The sequence below is a fragment of the Lentzea sp. JNUCC 0626 genome, from assembly GCF_043632865.1.
In the GTDB taxonomy this organism is placed as follows: domain Bacteria; phylum Actinomycetota; class Actinomycetes; order Mycobacteriales; family Pseudonocardiaceae; genus Lentzea.
The window spans coordinates 788,485-806,491 of sequence record NZ_CP171635.1 but is presented as its reverse complement, the minus strand read 5'-3'; the positions used below and the strand labels follow the sequence as shown (position 1 = coordinate 806,491).

Here is an 18,007-nt window from a genome sequence, read left to right as displayed (position 1 = left end):
TCCGGATCTCCTGTCTCTCAATGATGTTTGATCTCCATGAGCGAACACGCGGTGGGCGTGCACTCAAGTCTTCTCAGGCCCAGGTACTCCATGCCGATCGAGCCTGTTAGCGCGAACCCGTCCCCGAAGGCGAGGTCCGGGTCGCCCCGCACCTCGCCGTTCGCGAGCGCTCTCAGCCAGGCCTGGTCGAGACCGGGCCGCAGGACCAGCAGCCCGAGCCGCCCGTACGGCGCCTTGGCGCAGGTCCCCCACTCCGCGACGAACGGCTCGTAGACCTTCGACCGCACCGGACCGGCGAAGTCCGTGAAGTCGTCGCCCCGCCTGACCGTCGAGCACTCGTCGGTCAGGCCGTGCAGCCAGGCGGCGATGCCGTCGACGCCCCGGCTGAGGTCCGGGGTGGGTTCGGCGCGCCCCACGAGAAGAGCGAACGTCACCGAACCCACCATCAGGAGGGCGAGGAGGACCCTCGTCACCGGACGGCGCACGCCGAACCGTTGAGCGTGAAGGACGTCGGGTCGGTCGGTGTCGACGTCGTGCTGGCGTTGAAGCCGAACGACACCGATCCGCCCGCCGGGATGTCCGCGTTGTAGGACACGCCCTTCGCCGTGGCCTGTCCACTCGCGACGGTGACGGTCGACGACCAGGCCTGCGACAGCTGCTGCCCGGACGGGAAGGCCCAGACGAGCTGCCACGCGCTGATCGCGCTGGTGCCGGTGTTGGCAACGCTCACGTTCGCCGTGAAGCCGCCGTTCCAGGTGCTCGGCCGCGTGTACGTCACCGTGCAGGACCCCGTCGGGGTACCGCCGCCGGTCGAGGTTCTGACCGTGACGCCGGAGGACGCCGTGGAGGCGTTGCCCGCGGAGTCCGTTGCCACCACGGTGAACGAGTACGAGGTGTCCGCGCTCAGGCCGCTGACCGTCACCGAGTTGGTGGAGGAGGTCGCGACCACCTGGCCGCCGCTGTAGACGCGGTAGGACGCCACACCGACGTTGTCCGTGGACGCGCTCCAGTCGAGCTTCACCGTGCTGCTCGTGACGCCGGAGGCGACAGGGGTGCCGGGCGTCGAGGGCGCCGTGGTGTCCGGGGTGCCGGTGCCCCCGCCGAACACGACGTCCGAGCAGCTGTAGAACGCCTCGGGGCTGTCCGAGCGCTGCCACAGCGAGTAGATGACGTGCCGGCCGGACTTGTTGGGCAGCCGGGCCTGCCAGGCGTACTCACCGTTCGCGAGCGGCGGGTTCGTCACCGAGTTGAACGGCGTGGATTCGAGATCCGACCACTTGAGCGGCTTCGTGACATCGAAGCCGTCCTTGGTGACGTACTGCTCCCAGGTGCCGGGGTGCGGCGCCCACGCGTTGTACCGCAACGTGACGGTGCTGTTCGCCTGCACCTGGGTCGTGGGCCAGTCGGCCCGCGTCAGGTTGTAGGCGGCGTACTTCGTGGTGGGGCCGCACAGGTTGCCGTCGGGGATGATCTCCCGGTGGCGTCCGGCGGCGTTGCTGATCAGGTTGCCGAACCAGTCCCACAGCGGTTGTTTGCCACCCTGGGCCACGGCCGCGGCGCACGCGGGGTTGGTGGGGTTGAGATCGCCGCCACCGCCGCCCGCGCGGCCGTCCTCGTAGCAGAGGTAGGTGCGGCTGCCGGGCCACACCATCGACCCGTGCGCGACGGCCGTGCCGCCGGTCTGCACCAGGATCGCGCCGACCGTGGCCGCGACCGCCAGCAGAGCTAATCGTTTCCTCATGTCGGGACTCCTCACCCGTAGATCTCGGCGTGCAGGGAGAACGCCGTCGCGATCTCGGCTTGCGCCCAGAAGCGGTGGTAGGTGAACGTCGGTGCCGGTCCACCGTCCAGATAGGACTGCACCTTCGGCCACTGCGGGTCGTTGCGGTACATCGACCGCATGGACAGGAACGAGCTGCCCTGCCCGATCTGGTCACCGTTGGGCATCCGGCCGGTCCAGCCGCTCGGCACGTACGGGCCTTCGAGCGTGCTGGTGTTGTAGACGTCGTCGAACCGGTTGTAGTCCGTGCGGGTCTCCGGCGTCGCGATGCCGAGGCTGTCCTGTTTGGACAGCAGTGACGTCAGCAGCGCCTCACCGGTGGTCTTGGCCGAGGCGTTGCCCGACCGCGCCGCGTAGTTCAGCAGCACCTTGGCGTACGACGCCGCGACACCGACGTCCTGGCTGTGGTTGAGCACGCGCACCCGCAGGTTCGCGTTCGAGCCGGGGTTGGTCGCGTTCCACGTGTCCGGCGCGCCCGACCACTCGAGGTCCGACGGGATCTGGAAGTTCGTGCCCGTCGTGGTGTTCGCGATCGCCCACGGCACCCACTTGTCGAGGATCTTCTTGGCCCGCGCGTCGCCGGTCAGCCGGTACAGCGCGGCCGTGCGCTCGATCCCCCACACCTGGAAACCGAACCACCGGTTGCTCGGCGGGTCGCGCCACACCGGGTGGGCGTCGTAGTACATGCCGTAGAACGTCGGCGTGCCGGACGGCGGGGTGCCGTACTGGCCCTCCCAGCTGTTCGTCACACCACCGGCGAGACCGCCGTCGGCCGACTGCAGCCACTGGAGCATCTCGAGCTGCCGGTTGAGCGAGGTCGCCCAGTCCTGCTGCCCGGTGGCGGACAGCGGCTTGAGCGCCGGCACGTTCGCGAGAGCGTGCGCCGCCAACGGGTTCTGGTAGCCCTGGTGCGAGGCGCCGTCACCGATGCGCCACGCCCAGCCGGCGGACGTGTCGGTCGCGCCGCCCCAGGCGTAGTACCAGGACATCAGGTAGTGCGCGCTGTTCTTGCCCGTCGCGCCGGGGCACGCCGTGGGGCTGGTGCAGTTGCCGATGCGCTTGAAGTACTTGTCGAACATGGCGTACCGCAGGTAGTCGCCCATCTTCGCGGACTTGCCGATCTCGCTCGCGATGTCCCCGGCCTTGCCCTGCGCCGTCGCCCACTGCTGGGCGAGCAGTGCCACCTGCACCACGCGGGCGTCCGCGTCCGGCGCGTTGGTGTACTTCCACTGCCTGGCGTAGGAGGCGTCCTTGGTGAACAGGTCGAGGAAACCGTTGGGGCCACCGTGCTTGAACGTGTCGCACGAGGGCTGCGGGATCGTCTCCCACACCGACTCCGACGAACCGCGCTGGTAGGTGTTGATGTACGCGGGTGCCGTCGTGCCGTCACCGCAGCGACCGAAGCCGTAGGTGTTGTCGACGTCGATCAACCAGTGCATGCCGTAGACGTCCGAGTTGCCGTACGCGGTCCTGAGTTCCGCCGCGAGCGGGTCCTGGCCGACCGGGGTGGCGCTGTCGAGCACCGACGGGTACTGGTTCATCCGCGGGTGTTCGGGCGCGTAGGTCGCCGGCTTCGACGGGTCGTACTTGTCGTTGGTCGGCTGGTCGGCCTTCGCCGGGATGATGAACTTCTCCATCGACGCGAAGGCGGACTTGAACGGCGCCCAGTCGCCGGTGACGCGGGCGTAGCTCGCCTCCAGCCACAGGTAGTAGCTGAACGCCTCGGACGTCGTCTGGTGCCCGTGGTCCGGTGCCTCGACCATCAGCGTCTCGACCGAGTGGTACGGCACGAGCAGGTCGCCGAACTTGCGGAAGTAGCCGTTGGCCGGGTCCTTGATCTTATTGTACTGGTCCAGGAACGCCTTGTTGAAGTCCGATGTGGACGGATCGATCTCGTTGACCGTCACGCTCGCGCCGCTGTACCCGGTGGCCGACGCGGTGAACGTCGCCGTGCCGAGCGCGCCGCCGTTGTTCGCCGACGTCACCGTGACCGTCTGCTTGGCGGTGCCGGAGAACGTGAGCGTGGCCGGACTCGCGGTCAGGTCACTGCTGCCGCTGCGGGCGATCGTGACGGTGACCGGGGAACTCGGTGCCGTGGCGAGCGAGACGTCGAACGTCGCCGTCTGGCCCTGCTTCACCGAGACCGTGGCCGGGGAGGCGAGGATCGCCGGTCCCGACAGCACCTTGACGGTGGCCGGGGCCGAGGTCGTGGTGGCGCCGCGGTTGTCCGTGGCCCGTGCGGTGATGACGTGGTCGCCCGCGGTCGCCGACGTCCAGGTGCCGGTGAACGGGGAACTGGTGTCGGTCGCGATCAGCGTGTCACCAGCGTAGAAGTCGACCTTCGCGACCGTGCCGTCGGTGTCCTGGGCCGTGGCCGCCAGCGGAATGGACGCCGGCAAGGTGTAGCTGCTGCCGCTCGTCGGTGCCGTGAGCGCCACCGACGGGGCCTGGTTGGGCCCGGTGCAGGACACGCCGTTCACGGCGAAGTCCGTCGGGGGCCGGTTGGTCGAGCCCTTGCTGCCGTTGAAGCCGACCTGCGCGGTACCGCCACTGGGCAACGTCGGTGCCCACGCGGGGTTGGTCACGCTCACAACCGCGCCGTTCTGCGTGAAGTTGCCGCTCCAGCCCTGCGTCACACGCTGGCCGTCCGGGAACGTCCAGGTCAGGTTCCAGCCGTTCAGCGCCTCCCCGTCGTTGCGGATCGACACAGCCGCGCCGAATCCGGTGTTCCACTCGTTGGTGACCTGATAGGTGACGGTGCAGGCCACCGCCAGCGGTGCCGCGACGGCGGGAACCCCGCCGATCAGCACCACCGCCGCAGCCAGCAACGCCGTTGTTCGTCGAGTCATGCCGCCGCCCTCTCGACAACTGGGAGCGCTCCCAGAGTTCACGGCACTGTAACGTGGCCCACAGCGACCAACTGATCACAGGCGCAAGCCCGAAAGGGCCGAACAGCCCTCGGCATTACTGCTGGCAGCGCAAGAGGTCTTGCTCCCGCAGTTCCTCTTACTGCTCCCTTCGAGTGGAATTCTGGGAGCGGTCCCAGGAACGGATGGGGGCGCCCCCGCCACTCGGGGCGCCCCCTGGTCTCGTCAGCCCCGTCCGGCTCCGGCACCGGCCGTGACCACGCTCTTCACGCTGCTCGCGCCGTCCAGCGGGTACGAATAGGGAAGGCTCTTGACCGAACCGCCCTGGTCGCCGCTGCCCGAGTTGACGAAGTGGTTGCTCCGCGCGACCAGCGACCCGCCGGGCGAGCTGCCCTCACCGCGGTGGAACGGGTCCTTGGTGTTCTCGAAGTAGTTGCCCTCGACCAGGACACCGGCCTCCATGGTGGAGGCGACGCCGTAGGACGTCACGCCGCCGTAATAGTTGTTGTAGACGTGCACCGGGTTGCCGAACCGCACGCGCGGGTGGCGCTGCTGCGTTCCGTCGAACCAGTTGTGGTGGTAGGTCACCCGGAGCTTGCCGCGATCCTCCGAGCCGTTGTCGTCGCTGTGGCCCAGCAGCATCGTCTTGTTGTGGCTGGTGAACTTGTTCCAGGACACCGTCACGTAGTCCGATGCCCGCTTCACGTCGACCGCGCCGTCGTAGCCGTTGGAGAACGTGTTGTGGTCGATCCACACGCGGGTCGAGTACTGGACGTTGATCGCGTCGTCGCCCCAGCTCTTGAAGTTGAGATTGCGCACGATCACATTCGAGGCGTTGGCGATGTTCAGGCCCTGCCCGGTGATGGCCGAGGAGGAACCCACGCCCTCGATCGTCTTGTTCGACGCCACCTTCGTCATGCTCGACAACGAGATGGTGCCGGACACCCGGATCACGGCCGCGCTGGACGACTTCGCGGCCGTGACGAACGCGGAGGCGGTGGTCACGGTGATCGGCGAGGCGCTGCCGCCTCCCGTCGTGCCACCTCCCTGCGTGGCCCAGCCGACCAGCCCGAACGGGGCGGCGGCCGCCTGGGGTGCGGCCACCGCGCCGACGACGAGCGCGACCGCGGAAATCAATGCCGTTCGTTTTCCGATCATTTACCCACTCCCGTTTCAGGGTGAGCGGCGGTAGAACTCACGAAACCAGCACAGAAACTACCGGTCAACCAATTCGAAGATATTCGACTGGCTTGTTCGCCAATTATCACCACACTTCAAGAGTGTGAACTCCGATGTGTTCGAAATTCCAGTCGTCACCGATTCCCGGAATGGTCGGGAACCGCACTTCGCCGTTGTCGTCGAGCGGGTCGGCGATCGTGTTGCGATGAGGCGGGACGCGGTCGAAGTCGACGTGCGGGTGCAGCAGGCCTCGTTCGTACCACCGGCCGGCGTCGGTCGCGCCGAGCACGGTGAGGCTGCCCGAGCCGTTGCCGTGGATCTCGCAGTCCACGTTGAACGCCTCCGCGAGGTGCACGGTCTTGAGCACCGGCGTGATGCCGCCGCTGCCCGCGGGCCCGGCTCTCAGGACGTCGCAGGCGTTCGACGTGATCCACTCGGCGCGGGTGAAGTGCTTGCCCCACGCCACCTCCGGGCCGATCACCGGGATGTCGAGCTGGGCGGCGAGCCAGCGGTAGGAGCTGACCGACGCCTCCTCCATCGGTTCCTCGAACCAGTAGAAGTCCAGCTCCTGCAACGCTCTGCCGAGTTGTAGCGCCTCGGTCCGCGAGTACCAGTGGCTCGCGTCGAGCATCAGCGCGACGTCCGGCCCGACCGCCTCCCGCACGGCCCGGCACGCCTCGACGTCCTTGCTCACGCTCGGCGCTCCGGGCACCGGCGGCATCCACGTGTGCAGCTTGATCGCCCGATATCCCAGCTGTACGAGGTGTTTCGCGAAGTCGCCGTAGTCGGCGGGGCTCGCGAGCCCGTCGGTGTCGCCGCACATCGTGCTGGCATAGGCCGGTATCCGGTCACGGGCACCCCCGGCCAGCTTCCAGGCGGGCAGGTTCACCTTGCGTGCCACCAGATCCCACAACGCCTGATCGACGAACCCCAGCGCACGGTCGGTGAACCCGCCGTGCGAACCCCGCTGTCTCCTGGCCAGCAGGCGCCACAGCCGTTCGCGGTCCCACGGGTCCTGGCCGAGCAGCACCGGCCGGACGTGCCTGTCCAGCACGCTCGGCCTGAGTTGGTCGGGCTGGACCTGGCAGTACCCGGTGACGCCGTCGGTGTCGGTGATCTCCAGCAGTGCCTCGACGACCTCGTGCTCCGGCGCCGGGTGGCGGTGGCCCTCCGCGTCGACGGACGTGGCCGCGGTGGTCTTGAACGTCCGCACGACCACTCGTTCGATCACTTGCGCTTCTCCCAGTCCTGCTGGGCGGTGGTGAGCTTGGCCGCGAGCTGGTCGAGGAACTCCTGCGCGGGCATCTGGCCCAGCAACACCTTCTGGTACAGCGGTTCGGTGTCGGTCTTGGTGATCGACGAGTACTCGGGCAGGTAGACCGGCGCGGGCACGAGCACGGTCGCCGGGTCCTCCAGCACGCCGAGCGCCATCTTGACGGCCGGGTTGTCCTTGATCCACTGCGCGTCGCGGACATCGGTGTTCGCCGGGATCTGGCCGACCTTCTCGTTCCAGTAGCCGTTGCTCTCGGCCGAGGTCAGGAACTCGACGAACTTCCAGGCCGCGTCCCGGTTCTTGCCGCCCTTGAACACCGCGAAGCCGTCAGTCGGGTTCGGCACCACGGTCCGCTTGCCCGACGGGCCCTTGGGCAACGGCATGGCGCTCACGCGTTCCGGCCCGAGCGCCTTCATGACGTCACCGGTCGAGCCCAGGTTGTGGTGCATCATCGACACCGTGCCGCCGGTGAACTGGGCGACCATCTGGGTGTAGTTGTTGTTCACGTCGGCCTCGGGGGTGGCCTTCTTGTAGAGCTCGGCGACCTTGCGCACCAGGTCGGCGTTGCGCGGGTCCGAGACCGTGCTCTTCCCACCGTCGTAGAACTTCTCGACGCCGGAGTAGGAGTAGGCCTCGGCGAGCAGCTGGAAGATCGATCCGGCGCCGCCGCGGATCGTGAAGCCGTATTGGTTGGCGGCCGGGTTGGTCAGCTGCGTCGCGGCCTTCGCCAGATCGTCCCAGGTGGACGGTTCCGGGATCTTGTTCTCCTCGAACCGGTCCGAGCGGTACCAGATCACGTCCATGTTGCCCGAGGCCGGAACGGCGTAGAGCTTGCCGTCGGGCGCGGTCTGCTTGACGGTCTCCAGCAGGCTGTTCAGGAGCTTGCCCTTCAGCACGCCGTTCTCGATCCGGTCGTCGGCCGGTTCGAGCGCGTCCTGCCCGACCAGGTGCGCGAGGTACGACGTCGTGACGCCGCCGACGTCCGGCGTCGAACCGCCGGCGATCGCGGTGTCGTACTTCTGCTGCACCGACGAGCTGGGGATGCCGACGTACTCGATCTTGATGTCGGGGTTGGCCGCCTCGAACCGCTTGATCAGCTCCTGGTAGATCGGCGTGCGGCCGGGGCCACCGTTGTTGTCCCAGAACGTGATCGTCGTGGGCCCGTCCGGTGTGGCGGAACACGCGCTCAGCACGAGTGTGAGCGCTATCAGCAGTCTCTTCATTGCATCCCTCATCCTTTGACGGCGCCGGCGGTGAGTCCCTGCACCAGGAACCGCTGCACGACGGCGAAAACCAGCACGACCGGTACGGCGGCGACGACCCCGCCCGCCGCGAGCGCCCCGAAGTCGGTGTTGAACTCGCCGAGCGCGTAGCTCAGCCCGACCGGCAGCGTGAACTTGTCCTGCCTGCTCGCGAACATGAGCGCGAACAGGAAGTTGTTCCAGGCACCGATGAACGCGAACGACCCGACGGCCACCAGCGCGGGTCGCAGCTGCGGCAACGTCACCGCGAAGAACGCGCGCAGCCGCGTGCAGCCGTCGACCATCGCGGCCTCTTCGAGTTCCACCGGCACGTTGCGCACGAACCCGCTCATCAGGATCAGCGCGAGCGGCAGCTGGAACGCGGTGTCCGCGATCACCAGCCCGGTGAGGCTGTTCAACAGCCCGGCGTTCTTGAAGATCACGAACAACGGGATCAGCATCATCGCGCCGGGGATGAACTGCGTGCACAGCAACGCCAGCAGGAAGACCCGCTGGCCCTTGAACCGGAACCGCGCCAGGGCGTAGCCGCCCATCAGCGCGAAGATCGTGACGGTGACGAGCGTGCCGACACCGATGATCAGGCTGTTCTGGAAGAACAAGCCGAACCCGATGCCGTTCCACACGGTGTCGAAGTGCTCGAACGTGATCGGCCACGGCACCAGCGAGGTGTTTCCCGTCGGCCTCAGCGCGAAGACGAGCATCCAGTAGAACGGGATGAGCGTGAACAACAGGTAGAGCGCCAACGGCAGGTGCAGCCGCGCGATCCGGCTGAGGGTCTGGGTCATGCCCGGCTCCCGAACTTGGACAGCCTCAGGTAGAGGATCGAGAAGAACAGCAAGATCACGAAGCCCGCCATCGTGAGCGCCGAGCCGTAGCCGAAGTCGTGCGAGTCGACGGCCTTGCGCGCCACGTAGAGCGGCAGCGTCGTGGTCTGGTTCGCCGGTCCGCCGCCGGTGAGCGTGTAGATGAGGTCGACGTTGTTGAACTCCCACACCGCTCTGAGCAGCGTCGACAGCACGATGGCGTCTCTGAGGTGGGGCAGCGTGACGCTGAGGAACCGGCGCCACCGCCCTGCTCCGTCGACCGACGCGGCCTCGTACAGGTCGTTCGGGATGGTCTGCAGGTCGGCCAGCAGCAAGATCGCGAAGAACGGCACGCCGCGCCACAGCTCCGTGACGACGGTGGCCTCGAAGACGGTGTCCGGGTTGCCGAGCACCGACGTGCCGGGATCACCGATCCCCCACTGCGCGAGCTGCTGGAAGATCCCGGTCGACGGGTTGTAGAGCAGGATCCAGATGCCGGTGGTGAGCACGCCCGACACCGCCCACGGCGAGAACACCAGCGCTCTGGCCACCGCCCGGCCGACGAACGTCTCGTTGACGATCAACGCGAGGGCGAGCCCCAGGAGGAGCTGCAGCCCGACTTCCACCGCCACCCACTTGGCGCTGAACACGAGGCTCTGCCAGAACAACGGGTCCTCGGTGAGCATGCGCCGGAAGTTCTCGAGCCCGATGAAGCCGTTCTTCCACGGCTGCGTCACCGTGTGCTGGCGGAGGCTGAACCACCCGACGCTCGCGATGGGGTAGACCAGGAACACCGCCATCAGCACGAGCGTCGGAGCGATCAGGGCGTACGGCGCCCAACGGCTCTTCACGCGCCTGCCTTCAGGTGCCTGATCCGGTGGGCGGGCTCCAGGCCGCGGTTCAACGTCGGCGTCCACCCGGCGTCCGTGGCGAGTTGCTTGTCGGGGTTGGCCGCGTTGTGAGCGTGCACGAAGCTGTGCGGCCTGCCGTTGAGCACGTTGCCCCGGTCGGTGATCGCCGTGCCGCCCCAGTTGTAGACGATCTTCTCGGGGGCGATGTTCTTGACGTAGTTGTTCTGCGCGTAGATCTGCGACTGGACGCCGACGCCCCAGCTGTAGGTCTGGGCGCCTTCGTAGAGGTTGTTGTAGACGTGCACCTGCCCGAACCGAACGCGCGGCGCGCGTTCGAGGACGTTGCGGAACACGTTGTGGTGCACCGAGACCCGCAGCTTGCCGGGGTCGGTCGTCGAGGTGTTCGAAGAGCCGATCAGCATGGTCTTGCCGTGCTCTTCGAAGCGGTTGCGGGACACCGTGACGAGGTCGGCGCCGTTGGTGATGTCGAGCTGGCCGTCGTGCACTTGGTAGGGCCGTCCGAAGTAGAACGGCTGGCGGCTGTCGACGTTGGGGGCGTCGGTGAACGTGCTGTGGTCGACCCACACGTGTTCGGAGCGTTGGATCGAGACGGAGTCGTAGAGCGAGTTCCAGTTGCCCGGCGAGGCTCCAGGGCTGGTGTCGGTCGGATCCCACTGCGGGAAGCAGTCGTGGGTGTCGCGGAAGGTCAGGTTGCGCACGATCACGTTGCGGCTGCCGTGAATCCGCAGGCTGCCGCCCGTGATCCCGGCGCCTTTGCCCACCCCGACGATCGTGGTGTCGCCGCCGACGTTCAGCGCGATGGTGGCTTCCTGCTTTCTCGCCGAAGCCTTCCGCGCTTCTTCCAGGGGCCCTTCCGGTTCCCTCTCCCAGCCCCAGACCGCCGGGTCGTAGGCGGCGAGGTAGCGGTCGAGGCTGTACCCGTCGGTGGCGTAGTCCGTGCACCGCAACGGCATGCCGTCATCCGCGGTGTTCGCGTCGATCACACCTCTGACCTTGATGATCCTCGGCGCCGGTGCCGCGAGGGCCGCCACGAGCTCGGCCCTCGTGCGCACCTCGTGCACGGTGGTCGCCGCCGCACCCCCGGTCGTGCCGGGTCCGGCCGAGGCCCAGCCGTCACCCGCGGGCAGCACCTGCCTCGCCGGGTCGTGTCCGGCGTGCGCTGTACCGGTGAACGCGCAGGCGAGAACCAGCCCGCAGGCGAAAAACCGCATGGCGAAATACCCTTCGGAAAGGATTCACATTCTTGAACACGGTCCACGATCGTGAACCGAGAATACGAATGTGTTCGCCACGCGTCAACGAAGTGAATTCAATCGACGATGGAGGCCGGAATTCGACGATTATTCGAATCGAATGCCGTCGAATGCGCGCTTGGGATCGATCAGCCGTTGATCAGTCGGAGTGGTCGAGCTCCCGCAGGCGTTCGAGCAGCCGCGGCGCGAGTTCGGCCGGGGTGAGCTTGTACGCCTGCCAACGGTCGCGTGCGGTGTCCTTCATGGAGGCGTAGAACCGAAAACGGCCTTGCGTGACCGACTCCGTTGTCGACGTCGATCGCGACGAACAGCAGGTCCAGCGCCTTGCGCTGCCGGAACGTCTGGGTGCGGACGAAGGCCACGAAGGTCTTGGACTTCAGGCGTTTGCCGGTGGACATTCGCGCCTTGACCTGGACGGCCGGCACCGCGTCACCACCGATGGAGTTGAACAGGAGATCGATGCCCTCGTCGTCCACCAGCGGGGTGGCGACGTTGAGCTTGCCGCGCGAGGTCAAGATGCAGGTCGCCGCGGCCAGGTGCTCTGCGGCCTTGCCCATCCGCCCGGCCGGCGAAGGTCCTTCTTCTCCAGGCTGCACCGGCTCCGCGTGATCAGCTCCGCTCCGCGTGCCAGTCCCATCGCGCTACCAGGCCGGTGGGTTACGACCGTCAGTCCTTGACGGGCCTCAACATCGGCACGAGCAGAAGTGCGGGCAGCAACAACACCGGCACCACGAGCAGCCCCTTCAGCACGCCCACCTCGTTGCCCAGGAACCCGACCAGCGGCGGCCCGGCGAGAAAGGCGGTGTACCCGATCACCGCGACGACGCTGACCCGTGCGGCCGCACGGGCCGGGTCGTCGGCGGCGGCGCTCATGCCGACCGGGAAGCCCAGCGCCGTGCCCAGTCCCCACACCGCGACCCCGGCCACGGCGACCGCGGGCGACTCGGCGAACACCGCGATCGTCACGCCACCCGCCGCCAGCACCATGGAGACGAGGATCGCCGACACCCGGCCCCAGCGGTCCAGGGCGAGGGTGCCGAAGATCCGGCCGAACGTCATCGTCGTGACGAACACGCCGAACACCACCGCGCCCATGGCCGGGGCGAACGCGTGGCCGTCGATGAACGCCACCGCCACCCAGTCGTTCGCGGTGCCCTCTGTGAACGCCAACACCAGCACCAGCAGGCCGATCAGCAACGTGCGGGGTTCCCGCCACGCCGCCAGGACACCGCTGCCCCGGCCGTGTTCCTCGGCCTGGCCGGCGAACCGGTACGTGCGGGCCGCGAAAAGCGTGCCGACCGCGACGACCAGGGCCACCACGAGGAGGTGAGCGGTAACAGGCAGAACGGCCCAGGCCGCGAAGGAGGCGAGCCCTGCCGCGGCGACGGTGCCGAGGCTCCACATGGCGTGGAAGCGCGGCATCACGGTCTTGTCGAGTGCGCGTTCCACCTCGGCGGCCTCGACGTTCATCGCGACGTCGCACAGGCCGGAGCCGTAGCCGAGCGTGAAGATGCCGATGGCCGTGAGCAGTGCCGACGGGCTCGCGCCGATGCCGAAGCCGGCCAGCGCGAGACCACATGCGACGGTGACGGCCGAGACCGAGACGGTGCGTCGGGGCCGCAGGCGGTGGGTGACCTCGCCGGCGGTGAGCATCGCCAGGCAAGCGCCGACGGACATCGCGAGCAGCAGCAGGCCGAGCGCGGCCGGGGTGAGGCCCAGCGCGTCGCGGGCGGCGGGGACGCGGGCGAACCAGGTCGCCACCGCCACGCCGTTGAGGCCGAACGTGACCGCGACCCCCGCCGCGGCGGCTCGGATCTGACTGCGCGGCACCGTGACCGACATCCCGGTCCCTCCCTTTCTCGATACTGAAGTTCTTACCCCACACATGGAAGCGCTTCCACCGCAATACTGTTCAGATGACGGCAGAACGCACCGCGACGCTGGACGACGTGGCCAGGGCCGCAGGCGTGTCCCGGGCGACCGCCTCCCGCGTCGTCACGGGACACGGACCGGCATCACAACACACGAGGGACCGGGTCGCAGCGGCGGTGGCCGCGCTCGGATACGTCCCGGACGCCTCCGCCCGAGCGTTGGTCACGCGCACGGGCACGCGCCTGGCGATCGCCGTCATCGGGCACACGGCCGCGGTGCTCGACGACCCGTACGTCGGCCGCGTACTGACCTCCGCCGCTCACGTGGCCGCCGAACGCGAAGTCGGCGTCTCGCTGCACTGGCTACCCCTCAACGACCCTGGTTCACTCGCGCGCCTGGCCGACAGCCGCGGCCTCGGCGGCCTGGTGGTGGTGAACCCGACCCGACCGGCGCTCGAAACCGTGCCGCGTTCCCTGCGCGGCCGGGTCGCCGCCGTCGGCGTCGGCGCGCGGGGCGTGCCGTCGTTCGACGTGGACAACCGCTCCGGCACCGACGGCGTCGTGCGGCACCTCGTGCGCACCGGCCGGCACCGCATCGCCATGGTCACCGGCCCGTCGTGGCTGCCCTGCGGCGACCGCGCCGTCGAGGCGTACCGCAAGGTCCTGCACGACAGCGGCGCGCAACCCCGGGTCGTGGTCGGCGACTTCACGGCGGTGCGCGGCGCCCAGGCGGCCGTCGAGATCATGGCGCGCTGGCCGGACACCGACGCCGTGTTCGCGTTGAGCGACCTGACCGCGCTAGGTGTCCTGGACGGACTGCACTCCCTCGGCGTGCGGGTGCCGGGCGACGTCGCGGTAGCGGGCTTCGACGACATCGCCTTCGCAGGCCTGAGCCGCCCCGCGCTCACGACGAGCACGCACCCGGTCGAGGAGATAGCCACGGCGGCGGCGCGCTCGGTCCTGGACCGGCGCGACACCTCCGGGGCGACGTTCTACCCGTCCTCGCTCGTCGTGCGGGAGAGCGCCTGATCATCCGACCGAGCAGGCCTGGCCGTTGAGCGTGAACGCGCCAGGGGCGGCGTTCCCGGACCGCACCGAACCGTTGAACCCGATCACGACCTCACCGCGGGGGGCGATGCGCGGGTTGTAGACGGCGTTGAGCGCGCTCACCACGCTGCCGGACTGCCGCGCCCGCGCGTTCCACATCTCGGTGACGGCCTGCCCGTTCGCGAAACTCCACCGCAACGTCCAGCCGTCCACGGACGTGGGACCGGTGTTGCGCACGCTCACATTCGCCTGAAAGCCACCCGGCCACTGACCGGTGACGCGGTACGAGACCGCGCAGGCCTGAGTGGGCACCGCAGTCGTCGGCGCTGGAGGGCGGACGACCGGTGGTGCAGGAGGCGCCGGGGTCTGCCTGGGTGCGGTGGCTCCGGGGCTCGTGGGTCCGGGGCTGGAGTGTCCGGGAACGGAGGGTCCAGAAGTGGGAGTGTCGCAGCCCGGCCCCCACACTCCCCTGCCTGCCGCGGTTGCCTCCGATTCCGCGATCAGCAGCTGCCGGGCGTGCACGGCGGCACCGGACTCGGTGGTCGGCAGCGATTCCCCGTCCGCCCCTGCCACCTTCAGCACGCCCTGCCGCACCGCCAGCACCGCGTAATCGGTGCCGTCCTCCAACTCCAGCCGCACATCCCCGGACCGAACCGGGCTGATCCGCACGGTGCCGGCCAGCAACGTCGTCCGCGCGAACGCCAACGCCCCTTCCGCCCAACACCCCACCGGCGCCGCCAACTGCGCGATCTGCACCTTCCGCCCGTCCGCCAGCTCGACGGTCCGCCCGTCGACCACGTCCCGGACGAAGTGCAGCACCCCCTCATAAGGCAACTGCTCGTTGACGAGCGTGGGCGGCTTCCAAGGCGTGGTGGGAACCGGAGACGACACCGACGGTTCCGCCGAGCACGCCCCGGTCAACAGAACCACCACCAAAAGCCCGCTAGCTGCGCGCAACGGACACCGACCAACGCTGGTTCGCCCCCGAAGTGGCGTGGTACAGCCCGATCCGGGCACCGTCCTCACGCGACTCCCCGATCACGTCGAGCAGACTTCCGTTCTGCGCGTTGACGAACGTCCAAGTTCCGTCCCCAGTGGACGACAACACCCACCGCGCGGCGGGCCCATCCGAAGTGCTCAGCACGACATCACCACCGCCAACAGCGATCCGCTGCCCGGTAGCAACATTGGTGATCGAGAACTGAGCACGGCTGTCGTAGCCACCACTGCGGCGTTCGACCCGCCACATCTGATCGGCGGCTTGAGCACTGACCCGCTGCACGAGCGAAGTGCCCGACGGCGCAAGGGATTTCCCGCTCTGCACGCCCGTCAGCCGGTAGTCACCACCGAGCGCGGCCGAGCGATCCACCCCGCCGACACCGCTCACCTCGAACGTCGTGACCGACCGCCCGGGCACGGACAGCGTCGCCTTGCGATCCTGCACGCGCACAGCGGCACCCTTCACCAGAGCGCCGTGCTCGTCCGTCACCACCGGACGGACGGAAGCCCCGGGCCGCACCGACGCGAACGCCGACAGGTCCAGCACCACCGACTGGGCCTGAACACTCTTGTTCAGGTGCACCAACGACTTCAGCTCTCCCCCGCGCACCGCCGCCACGTCGGTCGTCGTGTTGACCTTCACGAGACGGTCGCCGGGCCGCACGTAGTGGGTGAAGTTGCGCAGCGCGTGGAACTTCGTGTTCACGCGCGCAGGGCACGTCGCCAATGTGTCCGCGGGCCCGCAGTCGAACGGGATCTGGACGACACCCCAGTTCATCCCGTCCGGCGACTCGGCGCCCGGCTTCATGTTGTCGTAGTCCTCGACGGCCTGCCACAGCAACCAGGCGCGCGGCTCCAGCTCGCGCAGGTCGTCGATCACGCGCTCGGCGATGCCGAGGCCGGGGTCCATGCTGGTGAAGCTCTGCCCCGTGCCCCAGTGCCCGTCGACCTCGCTCATCCACAGCGGCTTGCCGGAGCCCTTGGCGATGTCGCGGGCGGAGGTGCGGCGGGCCGTGCCGTAGGTGTGCACGTTCAACTGGCCGACCTGAGCCCGCACCGTTGCCGGGTACCCGGCCCAGTCGTCGGCGAAGAGGCCGGGGTTGGTCTCGTCCGGCGCGGAGACGGCGGCCCTGACCCTGTTGGCGCGCAACGCCTCCGCCATCGCGGGCACGACCTTCGTCTGCAGGGCGGGGCCCAGGTGGGCGCCTTCCTGCCGACCGCCCGTCGGGTTGCCGTCCGGGCCGAGTGTCGTGCGCCAGTACGGGGTGTTGGGCTCGTTGAACGGGTCGACGGTGGCGAACCTGATGCCGTGTGAGCGTTCCAGCTCGGCCGAGGCCTGGGCGAGGTACGCGGAGAAGTCGCCGATCCGGTCCTCCCGCAGCTGGTCCGCGTTCGGGTCGAAGCCGCCGGACACGTACCCGCTCACGGTCTGGAACCACGGCGGGGAGTTGCTGAACGCCTCCCAGCGCGTCACGTCGCGCTTGATCCGGTCGACCCACCACCGCTGCCGGGGATCCGCCGCGGCGTCGAAGAGGCGCGGGTCGCCCGGCTTCCACCAGTCGGTGTCGGTGCGCGTGGTGCCGGCCGGGGCCTTCCACCAACCGGGCACCGCCGCTCCGGCACGCAGGTACGACGGCACGTCCGGGGCGTTGCCACCGCCGATGTTGTAGCGCGCGATGTTCAGGTTGAGCCCGTCCGCGCCGAACAGCAGCTCGGCCAGCTGGTTCCGGATCTCGTCCGGGTAGCCGCCGGTCGCGTTGGCGAACCACACGAGGCTCGTGCCCCAGCCCTCGAACGGCTCCTGCTGGTAGGTCGGATCCGGTCTCACCGCGACGGTCTCGACGGCGGCCGTGGCGGGGGCCGCGGTGGAGATCAGGAGCGTCGAAGCGGCGAGCAGAGCAGCGAGTCTGGTCATCGGTTCTCCGTCGAACGGACGATGTTCACGCTAACAACTATCGACAACCTACTGACGAGTCAAGGTCCTGCCGGACGGGGGCGCGCCCGCCCGGCAGGACTCTGGGAACGCTCGCCCCCGAGGAGACGGGCCTGCCCGCTCGAACCCCGAGGAGAGTTACCTGAGCGAACAGGTGGCGAAGCGCTCCAGTCCTTGAGGCCGCGCCTCCACGCGGCCGATGGCGATCGCGATCCGGTCGAGCGCGGCGGTCCGCTTGCTCGCCAACGGACCCAGGATCGCGTTCTGCACGAAGTTCGGCCCGCCCTGACCGGCCGACGTGCGCAGCCGTTCGTTCGCCTCGGCCAGCTGCTTGCCGAGGTTGGCGAGCTCGCGGTCGACCTCGGCCCGCGCAGCCGCGGGAACGTTCTGCAACACCGGAAGCGGGCACTCGATCACACCCCGAGCCGCGACCGGGGTGCTCGTGGACGCCGGTCGCGAGGTGACCGGCGGGGCCGAGACGGCGGGCGCCTGACCGAGTCCGCAGGTGGCGAACCGCTCCAGCCCTTCGGGCTTCTCGGCGACCCGTCCGATCGCGGTCTCGATCCGGTTCAGCGCCGCGACCCGCTTGCTCGCCAACGGCCCGAGGATCGCGTTCTGCACGAAGTTCGGCCCGCCTTCACCAGCCGACGTGCGCAACCGCTCGTTCGCCTCGACGATCTGCCGGTCGAGTCCGGCGAGCTCCCGCTGCACCTCGGCCTGCGCGGCCGCCGGCACCGCCGGGACGACCGGCTGGGGACACACGATCGCGCCGCTCGCCGTCTCCCCTCCCGCAAATGCGACAGCCGCGGTGACCGCCGTCAACGTGGCGGCAACGGCGATTCCGGCGACGATCACCCGTTTGTTCCGC

Annotated in this window: 16 protein-coding genes and 1 pseudogene; 2 read left to right on the top strand and 15 right to left on the bottom strand. The window is 68.8% G+C overall.

Features of this window, described 5'->3' with window-relative positions:
* Positions 1–17 precede the first annotated feature (17 nt).
* From JNUCC0626_RS03830 to JNUCC0626_RS03820, 3 genes are read right to left on the bottom strand one after another with little or no spacing between them, the layout of a single operon-like run.
* Positions 18–434, bottom strand: a complete 417-nt coding sequence (locus JNUCC0626_RS03830) for a hypothetical protein (protein WP_394618244.1) — start codon at positions 432–434, stop codon at positions 18–20.
* A 35-nt stretch (positions 435–469) separates the two neighbouring features.
* On the bottom strand, positions 470–1,741 hold the full coding sequence (locus JNUCC0626_RS03825; RefSeq protein WP_394618243.1) for a lytic polysaccharide monooxygenase: 1,272 nt from the start codon (positions 1,739–1,741) through the stop codon (positions 470–472).
* An 11-nt stretch (positions 1,742–1,752) separates the two neighbouring features.
* Entirely contained in the window at positions 1,753–3,765 is a 2,013-nt protein-coding gene (locus JNUCC0626_RS03820; RefSeq protein WP_394621961.1) for a glycoside hydrolase family 48 protein, read from the bottom strand.
* Between JNUCC0626_RS03820 and JNUCC0626_RS03815 the strand changes: the two genes are divergently transcribed.
* Entirely contained in the window at positions 3,647–4,111 is a 465-nt protein-coding gene (locus JNUCC0626_RS03815) for a hypothetical protein (RefSeq protein ID WP_394622289.1), read from the top strand. The genes JNUCC0626_RS03820 and JNUCC0626_RS03815 overlap by 119 nt on opposite strands.
* On the opposite strand, the pseudogene JNUCC0626_RS03810 reads toward JNUCC0626_RS03815, so the two are convergent.
* The 9 genes and pseudogenes from JNUCC0626_RS03810 to JNUCC0626_RS03770 all read right to left on the bottom strand — a co-directional run.
* A pseudogene (locus JNUCC0626_RS03810) lies at positions 4,078–4,629 on the bottom strand (cellulose binding domain-containing protein); the annotation flags it as partial. The gene JNUCC0626_RS03815 and the pseudogene JNUCC0626_RS03810 sit on opposite strands and share 34 nt — an antisense overlap.
* A 243-nt stretch (positions 4,630–4,872) precedes the next feature.
* Positions 4,873–5,805, bottom strand: coding sequence for a pectate lyase family protein (locus tag JNUCC0626_RS03805; RefSeq protein WP_394618242.1), 933 nt, complete (start codon positions 5,803–5,805; stop codon positions 4,873–4,875).
* A 106-nt stretch (positions 5,806–5,911) separates the two neighbouring features.
* Positions 5,912–7,057, bottom strand: coding sequence for an enolase C-terminal domain-like protein (locus tag JNUCC0626_RS03800; RefSeq protein ID WP_394618241.1), 1,146 nt, complete (start codon positions 7,055–7,057; stop codon positions 5,912–5,914).
* Positions 7,054–8,322 carry an ABC transporter substrate-binding protein gene (locus JNUCC0626_RS03795; RefSeq protein WP_394618240.1) on the bottom strand — a complete coding sequence of 423 codons (1,269 nt, stop codon included), beginning with the start codon at positions 8,320–8,322 and terminating at the stop codon, positions 7,054–7,056. The genes JNUCC0626_RS03800 and JNUCC0626_RS03795 overlap by 4 nt, the downstream gene beginning before the upstream one ends.
* 8 nt (positions 8,323–8,330) lie before the next feature.
* Positions 8,331–9,146 carry a carbohydrate ABC transporter permease gene (locus tag JNUCC0626_RS03790; protein ID WP_394618239.1) on the bottom strand — a complete coding sequence of 272 codons (816 nt, stop codon included), beginning with the start codon at positions 9,144–9,146 and terminating at the stop codon, positions 8,331–8,333.
* Positions 9,143–10,015, bottom strand: coding sequence for a carbohydrate ABC transporter permease (locus tag JNUCC0626_RS03785; protein ID WP_394618238.1), 873 nt, complete (start codon positions 10,013–10,015; stop codon positions 9,143–9,145). Before JNUCC0626_RS03785 ends, JNUCC0626_RS03790 begins: the two co-directional genes overlap by 4 nt.
* Complete coding sequence (locus JNUCC0626_RS03780; protein ID WP_394618237.1) at positions 10,012–11,247, bottom strand: pectate lyase family protein; 1,236 nt, start codon at positions 11,245–11,247, stop codon at positions 10,012–10,014. Before JNUCC0626_RS03780 ends, JNUCC0626_RS03785 begins: the two co-directional genes overlap by 4 nt.
* A gap of 170 nt (positions 11,248–11,417) precedes the next feature.
* Positions 11,418–11,885: a hypothetical protein gene (locus JNUCC0626_RS03775; protein ID WP_394618236.1), complete on the bottom strand. Its 468-nt coding sequence runs from the start codon at positions 11,883–11,885 to the stop codon at positions 11,418–11,420.
* A gap of 70 nt (positions 11,886–11,955) precedes the next feature.
* A complete protein-coding gene (locus JNUCC0626_RS03770) occupies positions 11,956–13,131 on the bottom strand; it encodes an MFS transporter (protein ID WP_394618235.1) in 1,176 nt (391 codons plus the stop codon).
* Positions 13,132–13,205: 74 nt separating this feature from the next.
* Between JNUCC0626_RS03770 and JNUCC0626_RS03765 the strand changes: the two genes are divergently transcribed.
* Positions 13,206–14,189 (top strand): LacI family DNA-binding transcriptional regulator, encoded by a 984-nt coding sequence (locus JNUCC0626_RS03765; protein WP_394618234.1) that lies wholly within the window; start codon positions 13,206–13,208, stop codon positions 14,187–14,189.
* Here the strand turns inward: JNUCC0626_RS03765 and JNUCC0626_RS03760 are convergent, their stop codons facing one another.
* The 3 genes from JNUCC0626_RS03760 to JNUCC0626_RS03750 all read right to left on the bottom strand — a co-directional run bounded on the left by JNUCC0626_RS03760 (position 14,190) and on the right by JNUCC0626_RS03750 (position 17,994).
* Positions 14,190–15,140: a cellulose binding domain-containing protein gene (locus JNUCC0626_RS03760; protein WP_394618233.1), complete on the bottom strand. Its 951-nt coding sequence runs from the start codon at positions 15,138–15,140 to the stop codon at positions 14,190–14,192.
* Positions 15,141–15,150: 10 nt separating this feature from the next.
* Positions 15,151–17,121 carry an RICIN domain-containing protein gene (locus JNUCC0626_RS03755; RefSeq protein ID WP_394618232.1) on the bottom strand — a complete coding sequence of 657 codons (1,971 nt, stop codon included), beginning with the start codon at positions 17,119–17,121 and terminating at the stop codon, positions 15,151–15,153.
* Between the two features lie 156 nt (positions 17,122–17,277).
* Positions 17,278–17,994 (bottom strand): hypothetical protein, encoded by a 717-nt coding sequence (locus JNUCC0626_RS03750; RefSeq protein WP_394618231.1) that lies wholly within the window; start codon positions 17,992–17,994, stop codon positions 17,278–17,280.
* Positions 17,995–18,007 lie beyond the last annotated feature (13 nt).

Excerpts from the sequence above, each read along its gene's own strand:
- JNUCC0626_RS03825 (WP_394618243.1), bottom strand. The coding sequence starts at position 1,741 with ATGAGGAAACGATTAGCTCTGCTGGCGGTCGCGGCCACGGTCGGCGCG.
- JNUCC0626_RS03805 (WP_394618242.1), bottom strand. The coding sequence starts at position 5,805 with ATGATCGGAAAACGAACGGCATTGATTTCCGCGGTCGCGCTCGTCGTC.
- JNUCC0626_RS03795 (WP_394618240.1), bottom strand. The coding sequence starts at position 8,322 with ATGAAGAGACTGCTGATAGCGCTCACACTCGTGCTGAGCGCGTGTTCC.
- JNUCC0626_RS03790 (WP_394618239.1), bottom strand. The coding sequence starts at position 9,146 with ATGACCCAGACCCTCAGCCGGATCGCGCGGCTGCACCTGCCGTTGGCG.
- JNUCC0626_RS03780 (WP_394618237.1), bottom strand. The coding sequence starts at position 11,247 with ATGCGGTTTTTCGCCTGCGGGCTGGTTCTCGCCTGCGCGTTCACCGGT.
- JNUCC0626_RS03770 (WP_394618235.1), bottom strand. The coding sequence starts at position 13,131 with ATGTCGGTCACGGTGCCGCGCAGTCAGATCCGAGCCGCCGCGGCGGGG.
- JNUCC0626_RS03765 (WP_394618234.1), top strand. The coding sequence starts at position 13,206 with ATGACGGCAGAACGCACCGCGACGCTGGACGACGTGGCCAGGGCCGCA.
- JNUCC0626_RS03755 (WP_394618232.1), bottom strand. The coding sequence starts at position 17,121 with ATGACCAGACTCGCTGCTCTGCTCGCCGCTTCGACGCTCCTGATCTCC.